This window comes from Lentzea cavernae, assembly GCF_014653695.1.
Taxonomy (GTDB): domain Bacteria; phylum Actinomycetota; class Actinomycetes; order Mycobacteriales; family Pseudonocardiaceae; genus Lentzea; species Lentzea cavernae.
The window spans coordinates 567,563-589,562 of the sequence record NZ_BNAR01000001.1 but is presented as its reverse complement, the minus strand read 5'-3'; the positions used below and the strand labels follow the sequence as shown (position 1 = coordinate 589,562).

The 22,000-nt window shown below is 70.0% G+C and carries 14 protein-coding genes; 9 read left to right on the top strand and 5 right to left on the bottom strand.

The features are described from left to right. The first annotated feature begins 173 nt into the window (after nt 1-173). Nucleotides 174-1,187, top strand: coding sequence for a LacI family DNA-binding transcriptional regulator (locus IE307_RS02630; protein WP_191296462.1), 1,014 nt, complete (start codon nt 174-176; stop codon nt 1,185-1,187). Here the strand turns inward: IE307_RS02630 and IE307_RS02625 are convergent, their stop codons facing one another. Then, nucleotides 1,188-3,974 carry a glycoside hydrolase family 3 protein gene (locus tag IE307_RS02625; protein ID WP_229904319.1) on the bottom strand — a complete coding sequence of 929 codons (2,787 nt, stop codon included), beginning with the start codon at nt 3,972-3,974 and terminating at the stop codon, nt 1,188-1,190. 160 nt (nt 3,975-4,134) lie between these two features. On the opposite strand from IE307_RS02625, the gene IE307_RS02620 reads away from it, so the two are divergent. The 8 genes from IE307_RS02620 to IE307_RS02585 are packed head-to-tail and all read left to right on the top strand — an operon-like array spanning nt 4,135 to nt 15,275. Beyond that, nucleotides 4,135-5,814 carry an ABC transporter substrate-binding protein gene (locus IE307_RS02620; protein WP_191295798.1) on the top strand — a complete coding sequence of 560 codons (1,680 nt, stop codon included), beginning with the start codon at nt 4,135-4,137 and terminating at the stop codon, nt 5,812-5,814. Next, nucleotides 5,811-6,743, top strand: a complete 933-nt coding sequence (locus tag IE307_RS02615) for an ABC transporter permease (RefSeq protein WP_229904318.1) — start codon at nt 5,811-5,813, stop codon at nt 6,741-6,743. The genes IE307_RS02620 and IE307_RS02615 overlap by 4 nt, the downstream gene beginning before the upstream one ends. Beyond that, nucleotides 6,740-7,711, top strand: coding sequence for a carbohydrate ABC transporter permease (locus IE307_RS02610; protein WP_191295797.1), 972 nt, complete (start codon nt 6,740-6,742; stop codon nt 7,709-7,711). The genes IE307_RS02615 and IE307_RS02610 overlap by 4 nt, the downstream gene beginning before the upstream one ends. A 4-nt stretch (nt 7,712-7,715) precedes the next feature. Then, nucleotides 7,716-8,753 (top strand): LacI family DNA-binding transcriptional regulator, encoded by a 1,038-nt coding sequence (locus tag IE307_RS02605; protein WP_191295796.1) that lies wholly within the window; start codon nt 7,716-7,718, stop codon nt 8,751-8,753. 30 nt (nt 8,754-8,783) lie between these two features. Then, a complete protein-coding gene (locus IE307_RS02600) occupies nt 8,784-10,811 on the top strand; it encodes a glycoside hydrolase family 31 protein (protein WP_191295795.1) in 2,028 nt (675 codons plus the stop codon). Continuing rightward, complete coding sequence (locus IE307_RS02595; protein WP_229904317.1) at nt 10,808-12,763, top strand: beta-galactosidase; 1,956 nt, start codon at nt 10,808-10,810, stop codon at nt 12,761-12,763. Before IE307_RS02600 ends, IE307_RS02595 begins: the two co-directional genes overlap by 4 nt. After that, nucleotides 12,760-14,208: a glycoside hydrolase family 43 protein gene (locus IE307_RS02590; protein ID WP_229904316.1), complete on the top strand. Its 1,449-nt coding sequence runs from the start codon at nt 12,760-12,762 to the stop codon at nt 14,206-14,208. Before IE307_RS02595 ends, IE307_RS02590 begins: the two co-directional genes overlap by 4 nt. Then, nucleotides 14,205-15,275: an SGNH/GDSL hydrolase family protein gene (locus tag IE307_RS02585; RefSeq protein ID WP_191295793.1), complete on the top strand. Its 1,071-nt coding sequence runs from the start codon at nt 14,205-14,207 to the stop codon at nt 15,273-15,275. Before IE307_RS02590 ends, IE307_RS02585 begins: the two co-directional genes overlap by 4 nt. Nucleotides 15,276-15,298: 23 nt before the next feature. On the opposite strand, the gene IE307_RS02580 is transcribed toward IE307_RS02585, so the two are convergent. The 4 genes from IE307_RS02580 to IE307_RS02565 form a co-directional block, all read right to left on the bottom strand. Further along, nucleotides 15,299-15,505: a nitroreductase/quinone reductase family protein gene (locus tag IE307_RS02580; protein ID WP_191295792.1), complete on the bottom strand. Its 207-nt coding sequence runs from the start codon at nt 15,503-15,505 to the stop codon at nt 15,299-15,301. Between the two features lie 615 nt (nt 15,506-16,120). Continuing rightward, complete coding sequence (locus tag IE307_RS02575) at nt 16,121-16,891, bottom strand: dioxygenase family protein (protein WP_191295791.1); 771 nt, start codon at nt 16,889-16,891, stop codon at nt 16,121-16,123. 423 nt (nt 16,892-17,314) lie between these two features. Next, entirely contained in the window at nt 17,315-20,611 is a 3,297-nt protein-coding gene (locus tag IE307_RS02570; RefSeq protein WP_191295790.1) for an NACHT domain-containing protein, read from the bottom strand. 738 nt (nt 20,612-21,349) lie between these two features. Further along, nucleotides 21,350-21,775, bottom strand: coding sequence for a nitroreductase family deazaflavin-dependent oxidoreductase (locus tag IE307_RS02565; RefSeq protein WP_191296459.1), 426 nt, complete (start codon nt 21,773-21,775; stop codon nt 21,350-21,352). Between the last annotated feature and the right edge of the window lie 225 nt (nt 21,776-22,000).

The window sequence follows — 22,000 nt, the reverse complement described above, 5'->3', positions numbered from 1 at the left end:
AGTGCGGGGTGCGCGGCACGACGTCGAACCCGCTGGCCGCCATCGACGAGCCCGTGGTCGAAACAGTCGAACGGGGCGCGATTCCTTGACGGGCCAGTTTCGCCCGTGTCACATTCTGAGGCCGATCGAAGCGCTTCGATTCGGCGCGGTCCGGAGGTGTCGGCGTGGTCACCATGGTGGACGTGGCGAAGCATGCGGGGGTCGCTCCCAGCACTGTTTCGTACGTGCTGACGGGCAAACGCCCGGTTTCGGCGCACACCCGCGTGCGGGTGCGGGAGAGCATCCAGCTGCTCGGGTACCGGCCGCAGAGCGGTCTGCCGGCGGCGGCGAGGAGCAGGACCAACGTGCTGGCGCTGGTTCTGCCGTTGCGGGAGGGCGTGCACCTGCCGGTCGTCATGCGGTTCGTGACCGCCGTCGTCACGGCCGCCCGCGCACACGACATGGACGTGCTGCTGGTGACCGCGGACCAGGGCGCGGCGGGACTGCGCGCGCTCGCGGAGGGCGGCAGGGTGGACGGGTTCCTGGTGATGGACGTGGAACTCGACGACGAGCGGGTGCCGGTGCTGCGGCAGCTGGGCAGTCCGTCCGTGCTCCTCGGCCACCCCGCCGCGGTCAAGGGCCTCACCTGCGTCGACCTGGACTTCGAGGCGGCCGGCGCGCGCTGCGTCGACCACCTGGCCGAACTGGGGCACCGCAGCATCGGGTTCCTCGGCGCGCCGAGCGTCGTCTACGAGCGCAACACCGGTTTCGCGCAACGAACCCTCGCCGGGTTCAGCGCCGCGGCCATGCGCCGGGGCGTCACGTCGACCGCGCTGCCCGCCGAACAACGGCAGGAGTCCGTGCTCGCCGTCGTCACCACGCTGTTGCGGGAACTGCCGCGGATGTCGGCGCTCGTCGTGCAGAACGAGGCGGTGCTCGGCAAGGTCGTCGACTGCCTGCGGGCCGAGGGCAGGCGGGTGCCCGACGACGTCGCGGTGGTCGCGATCTGCCCGGACGAGCTCGCCGAGCGGTTGCGGCTCACCTCGGTCCAGCTGCCGGTCGAGGTGCTGGGCAGGCGCGCGGTCGACCTGCTGGTGGCCAAGCTGAACGGCCACCAGCCACCGGCGTTGACGTTGCTGCCGCCCAAGCTCGCCAGCCGCACCGGCGTGCGCACGCGGGAACCACTGCTGCGGGTGACGAAGGACTGATCAGCCGGCCGTGGTGAACGTGAAGGCGGCGAGCCGGACATCACCGTGCAGCACCACCCGCAGGTCGTGCACACCTTCCAGCGGCGCGGGCAGCGCTGCCGTCACGGTGGTCCAGGAGTAGCGGTCACCGGTGGCCGGAACGGGGATCTCCGCCAGCGGTGCCGATCCCGACCAGAACTCGACCCGGCCACCGGGATCGCTTGTGGCGCAAGCGACTTCGACGTCCACCGAGACCGCGCCGCAGAGGTCGACGGTGCGGAAGCACAGCGTGGCGGCAGCACCGGCGGGTGTGATCGCGTCACCGCTGGCGCGGGTGGCGTCGGTGATCGTCGCGCCGTCGTGGTCGTCGAAGTCGACGGCCAGGAGCCGCCGGTCGGCACCGTCGCGCGGGACGGGTGCCGGTCCGGCGACGGTGAGCGGGGCCGTGAGCACGACGTCCTGCGCGGAACGGGCGACGAGCAGCTCGTAGTCGCCCGGATCGGTGGTGAACGCCCCGGTCGCGACGTCCCAGTGCGCGAGCTGACCGGTCGCCACGCGGAAGTGCAGCACCCGGACCTCGCCGGGGGCGAGCGCGACCTTGCGGAAGTCGGCGAGCCGCACCAGCGGTGCCTCGTAGCGGGCGTTCAAGGCGCGGACGTAGAGCTGGACGACCTCGCTGCCCGCCCGCGTGCCGGTGTTCGCCAGGGTCACCGAGACGTCCACCGCGCTGTTCGGCGTGAGGGTGCCGGAGGACAGGACCAAGTCGCGGAAGGCGAACTCCGCGTAGGAGAGCCCGTGTCCGAACGGGTAGAGCGGCGCGGCCCGGTGGTATTGGTAGGTCCAGCCCGCCTTGATGACGTCGTAGTCGAGCGGGTGCGGCAGCGCGTCGCCGCCGCGGTACCAGGTCTGCGGCAGCCGTCCGCCGGGGTCGGCCTCGCCGAGCAGGACGGCGGCGAGCGCGGTGCCCGTCTCCTGCCCGCCGTGCGACGTCCACACCACGGCGGGAAGGTGCTCGTCCGCCCAGTCGACGGCGTAGGGGTAGCTGCTCATCACGACGAGAACGGTGTCCTCGCGAACTCCGGCGACCGCGCGCAGCAGAGCGTCCTGGGAGGACGGCAGCGCGATGCCCTCGCGGTCCTCGGTCTCGCGGCCGTGGATGAGCGGGTGGTTGCCCAGGACGACCACCGCGACGTCGGCCGACGCGGCGGCCGCGAGCGCCTCCGCGGTGCCGTCCCGCAGCAGTTCCCGTTCCCAGTGCTCGGCGGCGTCCGCGGTCTCTGCCGTGACGCCCACCCTGCCGGTGACCGGGTCGACGACGGCGTACCGGCCCGTCAGCACGTTCTGCAGCAGCACCGAATCCCCGGCGGGCACCAGCCGGAACGTCTCGCGGACCTCCCAGCTCTTGATCAGCTCCTGGTCCGCGGCCAGCGAGGTGTCGTGCAGGCTCAGGTACCGGCCGGTCTCCGCGGACCGCAACGTCAGCACGCCGTCGCCCCAGTCGTGGACGTCGAACGCCGTCTTGCCCAGCAACTCCCCGCTGGTGCGCGAGCGCAGCGCCACCCGGTCGGATCCGTCCACAACGGCCACACCGAGTCCATCCGCGACAGAGACCTCGTACGGCAGGGTGCCGCTGTACCAGTCCTCGCACACCGCGTCCGCGAGCGGGCCGATCAGCGCGATCCTCCTCGACCGCAACGGGAGAAGCCCGTTGTTGCGCAACAACACCACCGACTCGGTCGCCGCCCTCAGCGCGAGCGCCCGGTGTTCGGGGCAGTCGACGACCTCCGGTCCGATGGTCGCGTAGGGGTCGAGTTCGGGGTCGAACTCGCCGAGCCGGAAGCGGATCTTCAGCTGCCTGCGCACCGCGCGGTCCACATCGGACTGGTCGATCAGCCCGCGGTCGAGCGCCTCCCGCAGCCTGCCGACCGGCGTCGCGCTGTCCTGCCCGTGGTCGGTGAAGCTGTCGATGCCCGCCCTGAGCGCGGCGGCGTGCGACTCGGCGTGGTCTTCGAAGTAGTGCTCGGGGTCGACCAGGTTGGAGGGTGCCTCGGCGTCGCTGACGACGAAGAGCTCCTGGTCGGTCCAGCGGCGCAGCTCGGTCTCGATGAGCGGGGTGACGTGGCACGGCCGCCCGTTGACGAGGTTGTAGGCGGCCATCGCGCCGGTGACGGCACCGGAGGCCACGACCGGGCGGAAAGCGGCGAGGTCGTACTCCTGCAGCACCCGCGGGCGCAGTCCGGACGAGGTGACGCAACGGTCGTTCTCGTTGTTGTAGGCCAGGAAGTGCTTGAGCACCGGGGCGGTGCGCAGGAACCGGTGGTGCTCGCCCGCGAGTCCCCGGCAGAACGCCGTGCCGAGTCGCGCGGTGTGCACCGGGTCCTCGGAGTAGCCCTCCTCGTTGCGGCCCCAGCGCGGGTCGCGCAGCAGGTTCAGCACCGGCGCCCAGGCCTGCAGGCTCGTCGCGCCCGTGCCGACGGGGGGCGGGCGGTGGTGGTGGAACGCCCGCAGCTCGATCGACGTGGCCTCGGCGACGCGGCGCACGAGCTCCTCGTCCCAGGTCGCGCCGAGGCCGACCGCCTGCGGGAAGACCGTGGCCGGGCCGAGCCAGGCGACGCCGTGCAGCGCCTCCGTCCCGGTGCGGAACGCGCCGAGGCCGAGCCGCGGCACCGCCGGCGAGTACTGGTGCAGCATCGCGAGCCGTTCGTCGGGCGTGAGCCGCGCGAGCAGGTCGTCGATGCGCTTGCGCGTCGGCAGCGCCGGATCGCGGAAAGGCAGCCGATCAACGACGGGGACGGACTCGGTACCCACGTGGTCACCCCTCGGGTCGGCGCTGGAAGCGAAGCGTTTCGACGTTGGCACGACCAGGTTTCTGCTGTCAACGGCCTTGTCTGACGAGACCTGCATCACTAGCCTCGCCGACATCTGTTTAAGCGCTTCGACACTTCGACGACGAAGGATCGGTTCCGCCATGGGCATCGAGTTGAACCGCAGAAGCTTCCTGAACGCCTCCATCGCCGCCGCGGGGCTCGTCGCGGCGGGACCGCTGCTGTCCGCGTGCGGCGGCAGCGCGGCGCAGCGGGCCGGGGTGAACTCCGAGGCGGGGCTGAAGGCCGTCCTGCCCGCCCACGTGCCGCTCACCTCGATCAAGCCGGACATCCCGTCCGTGGCGGGCGGCCCGGACGTCCTCACCGATCCCGGCTTCCTGAGCTACCCGGCGAACCGCGTCGCCACCGTGCCGGCGATACCGGGCAGGGGCGGCAAGTACTCCGCGGTCGTGCCGCTGTGGGGCACCATCCCGCCCGCCGACAACGCCTTCTACCAGGCCATGAACAAGGCCCTGGGCGTCGAGCTGGAGATGAAGCCGGCCGACGGCAACACCTACAACACGATCGTCTCGACGATGACCGCGGCGAAGAGGCTGCCGGACTGGATCAACCTGCCGTCCTGGTGGAACCCGAACTTCAACACCGGCGGCCTGGTCGGCAACCAGCTCGCGGACCTCACGCCGTTCCTGTCCGGTGACAACGTGAAGAAGTACCCCAACCTCGCGGCCATCCCGACCGCCGCCTGGCGGGCGGGTGCCTGGGGCGACAAGCTCTACGGGATCCCCAGCTTCTCCTCGGGTTTCGTGGTCGCCGGCACGACGTTCTACCGGCGTGACGTCCTCGAGGCCAAGGGCATCACCGCGGACCAGGTGAGGTCCGCCGAGGACCTGATGAACCTGGGCAAGGAGCTGACCGACGCCAAAGCCGGCGTCTGGGCGTTCGACGACGTCTACACCTACCTGTACACGGCCTTCGGCGCTCCGCTGAAGTGGAAGGTGGACAACGGGAAGCTCGTCCACCTCTACGAGACCGACCAGTTCTACGAGGCCCTCGACTGGCACCACCGCCTCGCCACGGCCGGGTACGTGCACCCCGACGCGCTCGCGGGCGACCAGGCGGGCACCACCCGGTTCTACGCGGGCAAGGTGCTGATCGCGGGCGGCGGCACGGGCGCGTGGAACCTCGCCGACCACCAGAACGGCGTGGCGGCGAACCCGAACTACCGGCGCGGCGCGTTCGACTTCTTCGCCGCCGACGGCAAGAGCGCGCCGCGCGTCGACATGGGGCCGGCCACCAGCATCGTCAGCTACCTCAACGCGAGCCTGAAGCCGGAGCAGATCGAGGAGCTCCTGGCCGTCGCCAACTACCTGGCCGCGCCCTTCGGCTCCGCCGAGTACACCGCGGTCAACTTCGGTGTCGAGGGCACGCACTTCACCACCTCGGGCGGTGTGCCGACGCCCACCGACGCGGGCCGCAAGGAGGTCCAGGCGCAGACCTACCCGTTCCTCGCCTCACCGGCCCAGGTGATCAGCAACCAGACCGCGCAGGGCGTCACCCGGGATCTCGCCGCCTGGCAGGCCGCGAACGCCAAGGCGCTCGCGAAGCCCGTCTTCTGGGGCATGAACGTCAGCATGCCGCAGGCGCAGGCCACCGCCGAGGCCGCGCAGGCCGTCACGGACACGATCAAGGACTGCTACCGGGGCAAGAAGAAGGTGCAGGAGGTCAAGGACGCCGTCGCGACCTGGAAGGGCAGCGGTGGCGGGGACCGGCTGATCCAGTGGATGACCGACAACGTGCTGCAGAAGTACGGCACGGGCCAGTGACCAGCGCGCTGCGCCCGGCGCGGCGGAACTGGCGGGTGAGGCTGCGGCGCGACCGCTCGCTGCTGCTGATGACGGTGCCCGCCGTCGTCCTGTTGCTGCTGTTCAACTACGTGCCGTTGTTCGGGCTCGTCACGGCCTTCCAGGAGTACGACCCGCTGTCCGGTGTCTCGGGCAGCCCGTGGGCGGGCCTGTACCAGTTCGAGCGGCTGTTCGGTGACCCGCTGTTCTGGGGCGCGGTGCGCAACACGCTGTACCTGAGCTTCGTGCAGCTGGTGCTGTTCTTCCCGGTGCCGATCGCGTTGGCGTTGCTGCTCAACACCGTGCTGAGCGAACGGGTGCGCAACTTCGTCCAGTCCGTCGTCTACCTGCCGCACTTCTTCTCGTGGGTGCTGGCGGTCACGATCTTCCAGCAGATGCTCGGCGGCGCCGGCGCGCTCAACCAGTTCCTGCGCGCCAACGACATCGGCACCTGGGCCGTCATGACGAACCCGGACACCTTCGCGCTCCTGGTCACCTCGCAGCTCGTCTGGAAGGAGGCGGGCTGGGGGATCATCGTGTTCCTGGCCGCGCTCGCCGCCATCAACACCGACCTCTACGAGGCGGCCGCGGCGGACGGCGCCGGCCGGTGGAGGCGGCTGTGGCACATCACGCTGCCCGGGCTGCGCGGTGTGATCGTGCTGCTGCTGGTGCTGCGCCTGGGGAACTCGCTGACCGTCGGCTTCGAGCAGTTCCTGATCCAGCGGGACGCCGTCGGCCACGACACGGCGGACGTGCTCGACACGTTCTCGTTCTACTTCGGCATCGCCACCAACGACTACAGCTACGGCGCGGCCGCGGGCCTGTTCAAGGGCGTCATCTCCCTGCTGCTCATCTGGGGTGCGAACAAGCTCGCGCACGCCTTCGGTGAAGACGGGTTGTACCGCAAATGACACTCACCGTCGTCCGCACGGGCGAAGACGAGAAGACTGTCGCGCCGCAGGCGTTCCGGCGGAAGCGGCGGCACGCGCGACCGCCGTGGGAGGAACCGCCGACCGCCGCGGGGGAGGCCGCCAAGGGCGTGACCCTCGGCGGGGTGCTGCTGGTGGTGCTGGTGCCGCTGTGGATCATCGTCGTGACCAGCCTGTCCACCCAGGGCGCCGTCAACCGCGCCGGTGGTCTCGTGCTCTGGCCCGACGGCCTGACCTTCGACGCCTACCGCGTGATGCTCGAGGACTCGACCGTGCGCACCGCGTTGCTGGTGAGCTTCGGGATCACGGCGGTCGGCACGCTCGTGTCGATGGTCGTGTCGGTGCTGTGCGCCTACGGCCTGTCCCGGTCGCGCTCGTTCGGTCACCGCTTCCTGTTGACGTTGCTCATCATCACGATGTTCGTCAACGGCGGCCTGATCCCGACGTTCCTCGTCGTCACCGGGCTCGGCGGGTACGGCCAGTGGTGGGCGCTGATCCTGCCGAGCGCGGTGTCGGTGTTCAACATCCTGATCCTGCGGGCGTTCTACTCGAGCACCTCGGCCGACCTGGTCGAGGCCGCGCGGATCGACGGCGCGGGGGAGTGGCGGATCCTCTGGTCGATCGTGCTGCCGACGTCGCGCGCCGTCACCGCGGTGATGGCCCTCTTCTACGGCGTCGGCTACTGGAACTCGTTCTTCAACGTGTTGGTGTACATGCCGACGGAAAGCGAGAAGTGGCCGTTGCAGTACGTGCTCTACACCTACGTCAGCCGGGGCAACGGGATGCCGGGCTCGGTCAACCAGGGCTTCGGCGACGCGCTCTCGCAGACCGCGCCGCTGTCGTTGCAGATGGCCGTGGTGGTGCTGACGCTCGTGCCGCTGCTCGTCGTCTACCCGTTCGTGCAGAAGCACTTCCGCACGGGCGTCCTGACCGGCGCGATCAAGGGCTGACGCCGTGGTGACCATCGCCGACGTCGCGAGGCACGCGGGCGTGTCGTCCAGCACGGTCAGCTACGTGCTCAGCGGCAAGCGCGCGATCTCGGAGCAGACCCGGCTGCGGGTGCAGAGCTCCGTGCGGGAGCTCGGGTACCACCCGCACGCCGGGGCGCGGTCGCTGGCCGCCCGGCGGTCGCACATCATCGCGTTGATGGTGCCGTTGCGCACGGACGTCTACGTGCCGGTGATGATGGAGATCGCCATCGCGGTGACCACGGCGGCCCGCCGGCACGGCTACGACGTCCTGCTGATCACCAACGACGAGGGACCGGACGGGGTCCGCAGGATCGCCGCCAGCGGCCTCGCGGACGGCGTGGTGCTGATGGACGTCGAGCTGGACGACGAACGCATCCCGGTGCTGCGGGCACAGGGAACCCAGGCCGCGCTCATCGGACTGGCCGACGACGGCCGCGAACTGTCCTGTGTGGACCACGACTTCGCGGCGGCCGGGGCGTTGTGCGCCGATCACCTCGCCGACCTCGGGCACCGCGAGATCGCGTTCATCGGCTACGGCTCGGGCGTCTACCACCGGCACGCGGGGTACGCCGAGCGCACGATCGCGGGCTTCCGCGGCCGTGCGGAGGAGCGCGGCCTGCGCTTCCTGCATCGCACCTGCGAGGGCACCTACGAGAGCACGGCCGGCACGCTCGCCCGCGTCCTCGCGGACCGTCCCGGCACCACCGGTTTCGTGGTGCAGAACGAGGGCGCGATCGGCCCGTTGCTCAGCCTGCTGCGCACCAGCGGGCGGACCGTCCCCGAGGACGTCTCCGTCGTCGCGCTCTGCCAGGACCAGCTCGCCGAGCAGTTCGCGCCGAGGCTCACGGCGGTGACCGGGTCGGCGCAGGACCTCGGCCGGGTCGCCGTCGAGCAGATCGTGCACCGGCTGGCGGTGGCGAACGACGGCGGCCGCCCGGCGGACGACCGGGTCCTGCTCACCCCCGCCCTGACCGTGCGCGACAGCACCGGACCCGCCCCGAACCGACCCTCACCGCACTGACCCGCCCCGCACTGACCCGAGGAGTCCCGCATGTCCCCGTACTTCCGAGACCTCGGTACCGCGCTGGAATGGCGTGCCAGGGGTGAGACGCTGCGCGTCGAGGCCTGGGGGCCCGACGCCGTCCGCGTCCGCGCCACCCCCGCGGGCCCGTTGCTCGACGACCTCCCCGGCGCCCTGCTCGACGTGCCACCTGACAGCCAGGTGCAGATCAAGGTCGCCGAGGACCACGCGACGCTCGTGACCGGCGGGCTGACCGTGCGGATCGACGCGGGCACCGCTGGGCTGACACCGGACCTGCCCTCGTCCGCGGGCACGCTGACGTTCGGCAGGACCGGGGACGGCACCGAACTGCTGGCCGAGGAGCCCGCGCACTTCTGGTGGCCGGGACCGCGTCTCGCCACCGCCACCGGCAACGGCCACCACCGGCTGGAGCAGCGTTTCCGTGCGTACCAGGGGGAACGGCTCTACGGCCTGGGCCAGCACACCCACGGCCTGCTGGACCAGAAGGGCGCGGTCCTCGACCTGGTGCAGCGCAACGCCGAGGTCACCATCCCGCTGCTGATCTCCGACCGCGGCTACGGGCTGCTGTGGAACTCGCCCGCCGTCGGCAGGGTCGAGCTGGCCGAGACCGGCACCCGCTGGGTGGCCGACAGCGCCCGTCAGATCGACTACTGGATCACGGCGGGCACCCCGGCCGACGTGCTGCGCCGCTACGCCGCCGTCACGGGCCACTCGCCGGAGCTTCCCGAGTGGGCGTCGGGTTTCTGGCAGTGCAAGCTGCGCTACCGCACCCAGGACGAGCTGTTGGAGGTCGCCCGCGAGCACAAGCGGCGCGGGCTGCCGTTGTCCGTCATCGTCTGCGACTTCTTCCACTGGACCCACCTGGGCGACTGGCGATTCGACCCCGCCGAGTGGCCCGATCCCGCGGCGATGGTCCGCGAGCTCGACGACATGGGCGTCAAGCTGATGGTGTCGGTCTGGCCGTCGGTGAGCCCCGCCAGTGAGAACTACCACCCGATGCTGAACCAGGGCCTGTTCGTCGGCACCGAGTTCGGCCCGATGGCCCACGCCGACTGGCCGGACAAGGGGCTCGGCGCCTACTCCGCGCAGGTCGCCTTCTACGACACCACGAACCCCGAGGCGCGCGAGTACGTCTGGGAACGCCTGCGCCGCAACTACCACGACCTCGGCATCAAGGTGTTCTGGCTGGACGCCGGTGAACCCGAGCTCAAGCCCGGCCACCAGTACAACCTGCGCTACCACGCCGGTCCCGGTCTGGAGGTCGGCAACCTCTACCCGCGCGAGAACGCCCGCACCGTCCACGACGGACTCCGCGCGGCGGGGGAGACCGAGGTCATCTCGCTCAACCGCTCCTCGTGGGCGGGCGCGCAGCGGTACGGCGCCGCCCTGTGGTCCGGTGACATCGGCACGGACTTCGCCACGCTGCGGGCGCAGATCAAGGCCGGGCTCAACGTGATGCTGTCCGGCATCCCCTGGTGGACGACGGACATCGGCGGTTTCCACGGCGGCGATCCCGGCGACCCCGCCTACCGCGAGGTCCTCGTGCGCTGGTTCCAGTACGGCACGTTCTGCCCCTTGTTCCGCCTGCACGGTTTCCGCGGCGCCGAGCAGGTGCTCGAGCCCGGGATGACCGGACTGCCCAACGAGGTCTGGTCCTACGGTGAAGAGGCTTACGAGATCCTCGCCGCACACCTGCACCTCCGGGAACGGTTGCGCCCCTACGTGATGGAGCAGATGCGCACGGCCTCCGAGACCGGTCTGCCGCCGATGCGGCCGGTGTTCCTCGAGTTCCCGGACGACCCGGAGGCGTGGCGGGTCGAGGACGCGTTCCTGCTCGGCCCGGACCTGCTCGTCGCCCCGGTGACGGAGGCGGGCGCCCGCGAGCGCGAGGTCTGGTTGCCCGCCGGTGCGCGGTGGACCGACGCGTGGACCGGTGACGAGCACGAGGGCGGGCGGGCCGTGACGGTCGCCGCGCCGATCGAGCGCATCCCGTTGTTCCTGCGCGACGACGCCCGGCTGCCGGTGAGGGAGTCGTGATCACGGAACGGTTGGGAGCGCTGGCCTTCGGCGGTGACTACAACCCCGAGCAGTGGGACGAGGAGGTGTGGAAGGAGGACGACGCGCTGATGCGGGAGGCCGGGGTCAACCTCGCCACGGTCGGTGTCTTCTCCTGGGCGCTGCTCGAACCCGAGGAAGGCCGCTACGACTTCGCCTGGCTCGACGCGCACCTCGACCGCTTGCACGCCAACGGTGTGCACGTCGACCTCGCCACCCCGACCGCGTCGCCGCCGCCGTGGTTCACGCTCGCGCACCCCGACGCCCTGCCGGTCACCCCCGACGGCACCAGGCTCGTCCACGGCAGTCGTGACACCTACTGCCTCACCGCCCCCGCCTACCGCACGGCTGCTCGCGCCATCGCCTCGGCTCTCGCGGAACGCTACGGCCACCATCCGGCGGTCGCGTTGTGGCACGTGCACAACGAGTACGCGACGCTGTGCTGGTGCGAGCACACCGCCGCCGCGTTCCGCGTCTGGCTGCAGGCCCGGCACGGCTCGCTCGACGCGCTCAACGAGGCGTGGGGGACGGCGTTCTGGAGCCAGCGGTACACGGCGTGGGACCAGGTCCTGCCGCCCCGCGCGACCCAGTGGCACCGCAACCCCGGGCAGGGACTGGACTTCAGCCGGTTCTTCTCCGACGAGGTGATCGCCGCCTACCTCGAGCAGCGCGACGCGATCCGGGCGCACAGCGACCGCCCGGTGACGACCAACCTCATGATGCCCGGCTACCAGAACGTCGACCTGTGGGCGCTCGGCCGCGAAGTCGACGTCGTGGCGATCGACCACTACCCGGACGCGCCCGGTCTCGACGCGGCCGCGGACGTCGCGTTCGCCGCCGACCGCGCCCGTTCGTTCGCGGCGGGCAGGCCCTGGTTGCTGATGGAACAGGGCACCAGCACCGTGTACGCGGGTGATCGCGTGCTGGCCAAGGAACCGGGGGAGGTGCTGCGCCATTCGCTCGGCCACATCGCACGAGGGTCGGAGGGAGCGCTGTTCTTCCAGTGGCGGCAGTCGAAGGCCGGTGCCGAGCAGTGGCACTCGGGGATGGTCCCGCACGCCGGACCGGACAGCCGCGTCTTCCGCGAGGTGCGCGAGACCGGCGCGGCCGTCGCCCGGCTGGCGGAGGTGGCCGGGTCGGTCGTGCCGGCGCAGGTGGCCGTGCTGCACGACTCCGACGCCTGGTGGGCGTTGAACTCGGACGGCCTGCCGTCGGCCGACCTCGGCTACCACTCCGCGCTGCGCGCCGCGCACCGAGCGGTCTGGGACGCCGGCGTCGTGGCCGACTTCGCCCACCCGGAGGCGGACCTGAGCCACTACCGGGTCGTGCTGGCCCCGGCACTGCACCTGCTGACCGACGCGGGCGCGGAGAACCTCCGCCGGTACGCCGCGGACGGCGGGACGTTGCTGGTGCAGCACTTCAGCGGAGTCGCCGACGGCCGCCTGCACGCGCGCCTCGGCGGCTACCCGGCGGCACCGCTGCGCGAGGCGCTCGGCATCCGGGTCGAGGAGTACCGGCCTTTGCGCAGCGGAGAGCGGATCACGTTGTCGGACGGGTCGCACGCCACGGCGTGGAGCGAGTCGGTGCGGACAGAAGGCGCCAAGACGGTCGCCGTGTACACCCACGGCATGCTCGCCGGTTCGCCCGCGCTGACGAGGAAGGGCACGGCCTGGTACCTCTCGACCCGCCTCGATCCCGTGGACTACAAGGCTCTGGTCGCCGAACTGCTGGACGTCGCCGGTGCCGGCCCCGTGCTTCCGGGCCTGCCGAGCGGCGTCGAAGCCGTGACGCGCGAGAGCGAGGAGTGCCGCTGGCACTTCGTCCTCAACCACCGCGCCGAACCGGTGCCGTTGCGCGGCCACGACCTGCTCACGGGCGGAACCGTCGCGGAACTCCCGGCCGGCGGATGCGTTGTGCTGCGGGAGGAACGATGAACCCCGTGCTCCCGGGGATGCACCCGGACCCGAGCGTGTGCCGCGTCGGCGACGACTACTACCTGGTGTGCTCCAGCTTCGAGTACTTCCCCGGCATCCCGGTCTTCCACAGCCGGGACCTGGTGCGGTGGAAGCAAATCGGCAACGCGCTGGACCGGCCGGGCCAGCTGTCGCTGACCGCCGCGACACCGTCGTCCGCGGGGATCTACGCGCCGACGCTCCGCTTCCACGACGGCCGGTTCTGGCTGGTCGTCACGAGTGTGAGCCACGGCGGCGGGAACGTGGTGCTCACCGCCACCGATCCGGCCGGGCCGTGGTCGGATCCCGTGCCGCTGCCGGACGTGCACGGCATCGACCCCGACCTCGCGTGGGACGACGAAGGCAACTGCTGGTGCACGGTCGCGGGCGTGCACCAGTACCAGATCGACCCCGTCACCGGCGAGACGTTCGGTGCGCCTCAACGGCTCTGGTCGGGCACACCCGGCGCGAAGGCCCCGGAGGCACCGCACCTGCACCGGATCGGCGACCACTGGTACCTGCTGATCGCCGAAGGCGGCACCGAACGGGGCCACGCCGTCTCGATCGCCCGCGGCACCTCGCCCACCGGCCCGTTCGAGCCCTGCCCCGCCAACCCGGTCCTGTCGCACCGGGGCACCGACGAGCCCGTGCAGAACACCGGTCACGCCGATCTGGTGCAGGCACCGGACGGGGCGTGGTGGATGGTGCTGCTCGGTGTCCGGCCGAGGGGAGGCACCCCCGGCTGGCACGTGCTCGGCCGCGAGACCTTCCTGGCACCCGTGACCTGGGTCGACGGGTGGCCGGTCGTCGGCGACCTCGTGCCCGGCCCCGCACACGCCGTGTCCGAGCGCGACGACTTCGACCTTGACGAGCTCGCGCCGTGCTGGATCTCCCCGCGCACCCGCCCCACGACCGGCGAACGCCCCGGCTGGCTCACGTTGCACGCCCGCGGGTCCGGAATGGACGATCCCGCCGTCGCGTTCGTGGGCAGGCGCCAGCAGCACCTGTCCTGCGTCGTCCGCACGCTGATGGACCCGGCGGACGGCAGCGGTGGTCTCGCGGTCCGGTTGGACGAGGACCACCACTACGAGATCGAGGTGGCGTCCGGCGAGGTGCGCGTCCTCGCCCGCATCGGCCCGCTGAGCAGCGTCGTCGCCTCCCGTCCCGCACCGGGCGGACCGCTCGTCCTGGCGGTGCGCGTGCAGGAGGACCAGACGCCGCTTGACGCGCGTTCCGGGCCTGACACGCTGACGTTCGGCGTCGAGGAACCCGGCGGCACCTTCACGGCCCTCGCCGCGCTCGACGGCAAGTACCTGTCCACCGAGGTGGCCGGCGGCTTCACCGGCCGCGTCATCGGCATGTACGCCGCACGGGGCACGGTCCTCTTCGACTGGTTCGAGTACTCGACGGATTGCGAGGATTCATGAACGGATCACGCAGGACAGCAGTTCTCGTCGCCGTGCTGGCGCTGACCGTGACGGTCGCGCCGGCGACAGCGGGCGTCGCCTCCCAGGCGCACACGGCGGGCCGCGTCACCGCCTCCGGCCAGTACACCTGGCCCGGCGTCTACTTCGAGGGCCGCTTCCGGGGCACCGGGATCGGGATCGTCCTCGACGACTCGGTGAACGACTACGACGTGCAGGTCGACGGCACGACCGCGGCGACGCTCGTCATGCCCGGCCGCACCACGCACTGGGTGCGGGGCCTGAGCGACACCACACACCGCGTGCGCCTGGTCAAACGCACCGAGAGTCCTTGGGCCGCAGGGCAGTTCGGCGGGTTCGTGGCCGCGGACGGCGGTGCCGTGCTCGCCAAACCCGTGCCGCGCGCCCGGCAGATCGAGTTCATCGGCGACTCCCTGACCGCGGGCTACGGCAACCTCTCGACCACCCGCGACTGCTCCGCGAACGGCGGAGTCACCCGCAACACCAACACCGACCTGAGCTTCGGGGCGCTCACCGCCCGTGCGCTGAACGCGGACTACCAGGTCAACGCGTTCTCCGGGCTGGGCATGGTGCGCAACTACAACGGTCACTCCACCGGCACCAGCTACCGCACCTACTACGACAGGGCGTTGCTGAACGTGGACGGCGACGTGTGGCGCGTGCCTGCCGGGTGGCGGCCCCAGGTGGTCGTCGTCGGGCTGGGCACCAACGACTTCTCCACCCCGCTCAACCCCGGTGAGCCGTGGGCCACCCCCGAAGACCTGGTCAGCGCGTACAAGACCGCGTACCAGGGATTCCTCGACAAGCTGCGCACCCGCTACGGCCCGCGCACGACGATCGTGGTGGGCGTACCCGAGGCCTCCGGCAGGTTCGCCGACGCCGCCCGCCAGGTCGTGCAGGAGCGCGGTGACCGCCGGGTCGTCCACTGGAACCACGACGACCCGGCGCTCGACCGGCTGGGCTGCGACTGGCACTTCTCGGCGCACGACCACCGGCTGATCGCGGGGAAGCTCAGCGACTACCTCGCCGCGCTTCCCCTGCGGTGGTGATGGCTGCCTTGGGGTGGTGAGGACTACCTGGGGTCGAGCACGAACACCGGGATCTCCCGGTCGGTCTTCTCCTGGTACTCGGCGTAGTTCGGGAAGGCCGCGACGGCCCGCTCCCACCACTGCGCGCGCTCGGTGCCGTCGACCTCGCGGGCGGTGTAGTCCTTCACCTCGGTGCCGTCCTGCAGGACGATCTCCGGGTAGGCCTTGATGTTGCTGCGCGAACACCCCATCCGGGACCGATCCCGTAACTACGTCGTCTCGACGGCCCGCATGCCCACCTACGAGCCACACGGAACACAACCCGGATTCAGCCGACAGCCCGCACGGTGGGGGTGCCCGTGACTGACGGAATCCTCCCGGCCCTGCGGTTCGGCGACGCCACGACCGACCACCCCAGCCCAGGGCCGGCGATGCGCTGATGACCGGCCTGCCCTGGGTGCCGGGATCGCCACGCGCACCCCGCACACTGGACCTGAGGCGAACCGAGGCCCCGCGGCTGGGCGACATGCCCCACCCGCAGCACCCTCGCCCTTTTGCGCGGTGCCTGTCTGACTGACGCTCTCGACGCAGCCGAAAACAACCAACCGTAGCCGAAACGGGGCCGTGCACGGCTCTGGCTGTCTAACGCACTCTCATGCCGCTGATCGCGCGAACCAGCCTCACTCCAGACAGCGTCGATGACTCTGGGAGCACGAAGTGGGAAATCCGGCTGATGTTGTTTCGGCCGCAGATTCCCGAGCGGTACGTCAAGCACGACGGAGGCCGTCTTCGCTCAGCACAACGGCCGAACGATCGGCGCCGCAGCAGTTCCCGCAGGGGCGCCGATCATTGAGCGGACGTCCCGATCAGTCGGGGCGGCCGACCTGGGTGTTGGACAGATCGAGACCGATCGCGAAGTCCGCGCTGTAGCCGGCCCCGGTGCTGGTTGGGTTCAGCAGCATCTGGGCACCACCTCTCAGGTAGATGGAGTCCCTGTCGTTGGTGGTGTCCGCGGGGCCTTTGCGCGCGTACGGCTGGGCCCGGAGGTAGGCCGCGCCGAACGCGGTTGTGAAGTACAGCTGCGACGTGAACTCGTACGGACGGCCGTTGGTGCCGGTTGTCCGGATCTTGATGTGGATGTGGAGGGTTCTGCCGGTGTACCAGCCCGGCAGGATGGTGATGAACTGGGCCTTTCCTTCCGCATTGGCGTTCTGGTAGCCGCGCAGGAAACGGCGACCGGAACTTCCCTGTGACGGGATGTCCGAGTAGAGCCCGAGCGCGTCGCACTGCCAGATGTCCACTACGGCGTTGGGCAGGGGTGCGCACTGTCCTGGGCGGACCGACTGGACGGTGAAGTTGAGCGTCAGCGCCGTTCCAGGCGACGGCCTACCGGTGGCCGGGTCGGTTCGGATGTCGGACCGGTTGAGCATCCTGTCGACGAAGTAAGGACCTTCCATCTGCTCCGGCTTGACCACGCAGTTCAGCGCCGGTGCGCAGACCTCGGGGCCCTCGGTGGTCGGGGTGGCGCCGGCCACGGGAGATCCCGCGACCGTGAGTGTCGCGCCTGCCGCGCCGAGCAGGATCAGCGCCTGCCGTCGGCCGAGAACGCGGCCTACCGGCTCATCATCGTCGTGCATGGAACGTTCCTTTCGGGCATGCCGTTCGCTGTGCGTGGTGGGAACGGAATGCATGTGGTGAGTGGCTGCAGGGAACCTCGCACAATGGAACTGTCCAAGGCCGCCAGAATCGCTGTCGAGAAGATTCACCCGTCTGCTGCCATCAGGAATTACTGTTCGTGGAACTGATAGGCCAATCACCGGAGCCCCCAGGTCATTGCGCATGGAGCAATCGACGTGGTCCGGGCCGTTCCCAGTTTTTGTCTTCATCACGCTATTACTCCCGACGGCGGCACGGCGACTGTCGCGGGGCTCGCCGCGGTCACGGACACCCGCAGGGGTTCGAAATGCCCACCTGGGAGGGCACCACCGATTACAGGCCTGACCCGCACGTTTGGAGACCCACTCGCTCTTGGCGGCCGGCGCTTCAGTTCGAGAGCCGAGTCACTTTCCGCTGAGACGGTTCGCTTCCGTCTGCGCGTCCTTCCGCGTGGTGCTGGACATGCCGCGGGAGTCGGCGATCCTCTGGTACGCCCTGGCCGCCTCCCACTTCCCGCCGACCGAGACCAGCTTCCTGGCCGCGTTCATCCGCTGAGCCGTCGGGCCACTCGCCGCGAGCCGGTGCAACAACCGGATGGCGTCCGAGCGGTTGAGCTGCGGGACCAGGTCGAACTGCGCGCTGGCCGGCAGGGCTTGGAGGAATCGTGTCCCCTGCGCCCCGGTCACCCGCTTGGCTTCGACCGCGATCCGTGACTTGGCTGCGTCGTCCGGTGCCGTGTGGACGAGCTGTTCGTAGATTCTGAGCCCCACAGCGGCTTCGATGCGGAACGCGTTCTTGGCCACCTTCATCCGGACGTCCTCGCTGAACGACCGGATCATCGCCAGTTGCTCGTACACTCCCAGTTGCATGCCCTTGGGCAGTTCCTCGGCCGCGCTGAGCCGAACGCTCGGCCGGTATCTGTAGTCCATCGCCACGTCTCGACTTGCTTTCACCGCGCGCTCGGGACTCAGCTCCTGCAGAGCTTTGATGATCTCCAGCACCTGGTTGCGAGCGGCTGATTCGGACAGCAGGGAGATCAGCATCGCCGTGGCTCGGTCCCGGTGTTGCGGCCCGAACTGCATTGCGAGGTGCAGCCGGTCCTCAACGGGCAGGCCCGCGTCGGCGAGGTCGAAGAGGACGACCGGATCCTCGAGTTCCCTCTGCACCAGGACCTGTGCGATTTCGAACTTGAGCGTCGGAGTTGTGCTGTCGTGCAGCCGGGCGGTGAAGAAGCGGGCGGTCGCCTCGCTGTCACGCTGGAAGCAGACGTTCGCGGCGTGAGCGCGACTCGGCTTCGCGCGCGCCGTGAGCACGAAATCACACCATAGTGGGAGTCCGAGATCGCTGCCGCGGTCGTCGAGGTACTCGATCGCCTCCTGCCTGATCGCGTCCGGCTCCTCGAGGTTCCGCGCGAGGTCTGCCAGCAGGCGCGACCCGGTTGTCTGGTCCTCCTGGGACACGACCATCGCGGCGTGGCTGCGCAACCGGCCGCTCGCGGCGGTGGTGGCCAGATCGCTGAAGATGCGGAGCCCCAGCTCGGGGTCGACCTCGGCGAGCAGGTCGCGCACGCTGTTGAAGGCGATCATGGCGGTCCGCGGGGACCGCAGGTATGCGAGCAGGGTCGCCTCGTTGGCGCGCGCGTCGAACTCGATGAGGTGAACGACGGCGCCGAACCGCCGGAACTCGTCGACGGCGTTCGACTGCTCCACCAGGTCGCGCAGCAGCCAGGTGGTGGCGTCTTGGTCGATTTGCCGCAGCCAGTCGACGTACCGGCGCCAGACGTCGTCGGTGGACCACGTCGACCGCACCTCCGCGGTCAGCAGTCGTACGAGGTCGGCCCGAAGCCGTGCACCGATCGGAACGCCGTGCAGTACCAGCCCGACGATGAACTCCATGTGGTTGCGGCGGTAGGGCAGCCACATCGCCCGGCGGAGGGTTCCGCTCAGATCCGTGTCCTTGGCCACCATGGCTGCCAGGAAGAGCTTTACCTTGAGATCTGGCCACTCCCGCCGCGACAACCGGGGCGCGAGCAGCTGCTTTGGTCTCGCCGTGGCGGCGAGCAGGTGGCAGGCGGCCAAGAACTCCCGGATCGTCTCGTGCCGGAACGCCAGGTCTCGCCCGCCGGACACCACGAGGCCGCTCGCGAGTAGCGCTTCGCGAACGGCGTTCGGTGCCAGGCCGGGACAACGAGCGGTCGCGAGGTCGAGCAGGCCGGTGCCGTCGTCGTCGAGCGACGCGTGCGCCAACTCCTGCAAAATGGGCCGGAGCTTGCCGAGGAGGGCGTCCGCGGCCTGCTCGGCAGACGCGCCTGCGCGGGCCTGCCACCGGAGCAGCTTGGCGCGCACGTCGCTGTATTCGATCTTCTGCAACTGCCAGTGCACATACCGCTCGTACAACTCGGTCTGGTCACTCGGCAGTTCAGCGGCCACGCCCGCACACGACAGGACGCACAACATGGTCGCGATGAGCGGCACGCGTGCCAACTCGTACAACTCCGTGCTGCGCAACCGGCTGAACAGCTCGGCTGCCTCATCGTCAGAGCGTTCCTCTTCGCGGAACCAGGTCGAGATGAACTGCCGCAGATCCTGATGCCCGAACCGGGACAGGACGTATGTCGGGTAAGTGCGCTGATCGAACCATCCAAAACCGAAGTGCCGGCTGGTAAGTACGAACCGGTAGCGCTCGTCCCTGCGGTAGCGGTTGATCTCGCGGACGAAGTCGTACTGGGCTGCGGTATCGATCAGCTCGTCCAACCCGTCCACCAGAACCAGCCACGGCACGCCGGGAAGAGGCGCGTCGCCGAACAGGTCCACCAGTCGCTGCTCGGCGAGCGTGGTCGACCGGACGCCGCGAGCGAGCAGGTCGGGCAGACCTCCCTCGCGGGCGAGTGCCTTGGCCGTGACCGGCACCGGCACCGCCCGCCCGGCGCCGCGGTTGAGCCACGCCTCAGCGCTGACCGCGGCGAAGTAGCGGACCAGGCTGGTCTTGCCCATTCCCGCCTCGCCCAAGACCTGCGCACCGTTGGAGGCGGTCAGCAGTTCCTCGGCGTTGACGCGTTCCGGTGGCTCTGTGCCGCTGCTCTCAGACTCTGGAGTCACCCAGCGGGTGAGGAAGACTGACCGCAGGTCAGGTGCGGAGTGACCGTCGAACCGGTACTCGTGCTCGTTCCCCTGTTCCCGCACTGCCCTCAGGTACTCCCGCAGGTCCGGCGACAGGTGCCGCCAGCCGCCCGCCGCCAGTTGCGAGGGGCTCAACAGGTCCAGCCACCGCTGATCCACCGGAAGGTCGAGCTCCGGCACGAAGACCGGCCCGGCCGAGGTCTGGATCCCGCAGACCGCACCTGTGAGCCGGTTCAGCACCGGCGCGCCCGGCACCTGCTCCACGATGGTGCGCAGAGTCTCCGGCGGCACGGCCGGGTGCAAGACCGGGAACGGGAGTCCGACGGTGGGCCAGGACACCACTGCGAGCGACGGCGCCTGAGGGAGGCGGCAGCGGGCGGGCACCAGTTCGGCGGCGGTAAGGACGAGGTCCGGTGCGATGCACACGCCGCGACCTGTGCCGGTCGAGGTGACTTCAACGGTCGCGACGTGCAGGGCGCGGTTGAGCGGAGTGTCCTCGACCGGAGGTTGGCTGGCGAAGTGGACGTCGCGTGCCTGGACGACGATGCCGGTGTTGTCGCCGTTGAACTGGTTGCACTGCACCACAAGCACGGTAGATGCGGCACGTTGGATCGTATGCGGCCGAATGGGCGCCGCCGTGTCGGCCGCAGCTCGCACATCTCGACGCGCCGCGGCACGACGGTGATGGGCAGTCAGGTCGTGCATGACAAACGACAACGCCGTGGCGAGGCGCGACATCTAGGCGACTTCGACACTGCTCGCGACCACTTTCATGCGGCCCTCACCATGCAGTGACACCATCACACCCCGGAGGCGAGGCGAACACCCTCGACAGCCTCGGATTCATCGCCCACCGCACCGGCGACCTCCGCCAGGCCATCTCCTATCACCACCAGTGCCTCGCGGTGAACGCGTACTACCGGGTCAACGTGTTCTCCGGTCTCCGTTTGATGCGCCATGATGATCACTCAGCTGGAACCAGCTATCGCACCTACCAAGACCGGGCGTTGCTGAACGTAGAGGGCGACGCGTGGCGTGACGCCCGATGGCGACCACGGCGCCGAGCGGGACACCAACGACTTCTCCGCGCGCTCGAACCGGGCGAGCCGCGGACACCGGAGAGCCTGGTCCCCATGTACAAAGCCGCCCCAGTGGTTTCCTGGCAAGTCGCGGTCCAGGTGCAGTACCAGAAGGACGATCGTCGTGAGATCTCGGAGGCGACTGGCACTTCCGGTCTGTGACCACCAGTTGATCACGGAGAATCCGCGCGATTACCTGGCGGGGCTGTCCCTGCGTCAGTGAGGGGACAGCCCCGGCGGGTCACTTCGGGTCGAGCACGAACAGCGGGATGAGCCGGTCGGTCTTCTCCTGGTACTCGGCGTAGTTCGGGAAGGCCTCGACGGCGCGTTCCCACCACTCCGCGCGCTCGGCGCCGTCTGCCTCGCGGGCGACGTAGTTCTTCGTCTCGGTGCCGTCCTGCAGGCGGATCTCCGGGTGCGCCTTGATGCTGTGGTACCAGGCGGGGTGTTCGGGCGCGCCGCCCTTCGAAGCCACGACCGCGTAGCTGCCGTCGTGCTCCACGCGCATCACCGGGGTGTAGCGGAGTTCACCGCTCTTGGCGCCGCGCACCGTCAGCAGCACGATCGGCCTGTTGAGGACCTTGACGCCCTCGGTGGTGCCCGTTTCCAGGATCTTTGCCGTCTGGTCCCGCACCCACTCGGTGGGGCTGAGTTTCGCCTGTGCCATGTCCACGATCAACGATTCTGCGGCAGCTCTCATTCCCCCGCAGGTCAGCGAGCGGAGAACTGCACGTTCGTGGACCGCACGGCGTCCGGCCGGACCGGCAGGGCGGAAAACCGGGCCGGATCCGCTGTCCGAGAAGCGCTTCCTCGCGCTCAACCCGCGCCGCGGCCGAGGACCAGGTGCTCTTGGCCGTCGAGGCCCGCGTGCAGGTCCCGAACGGTACGGGCC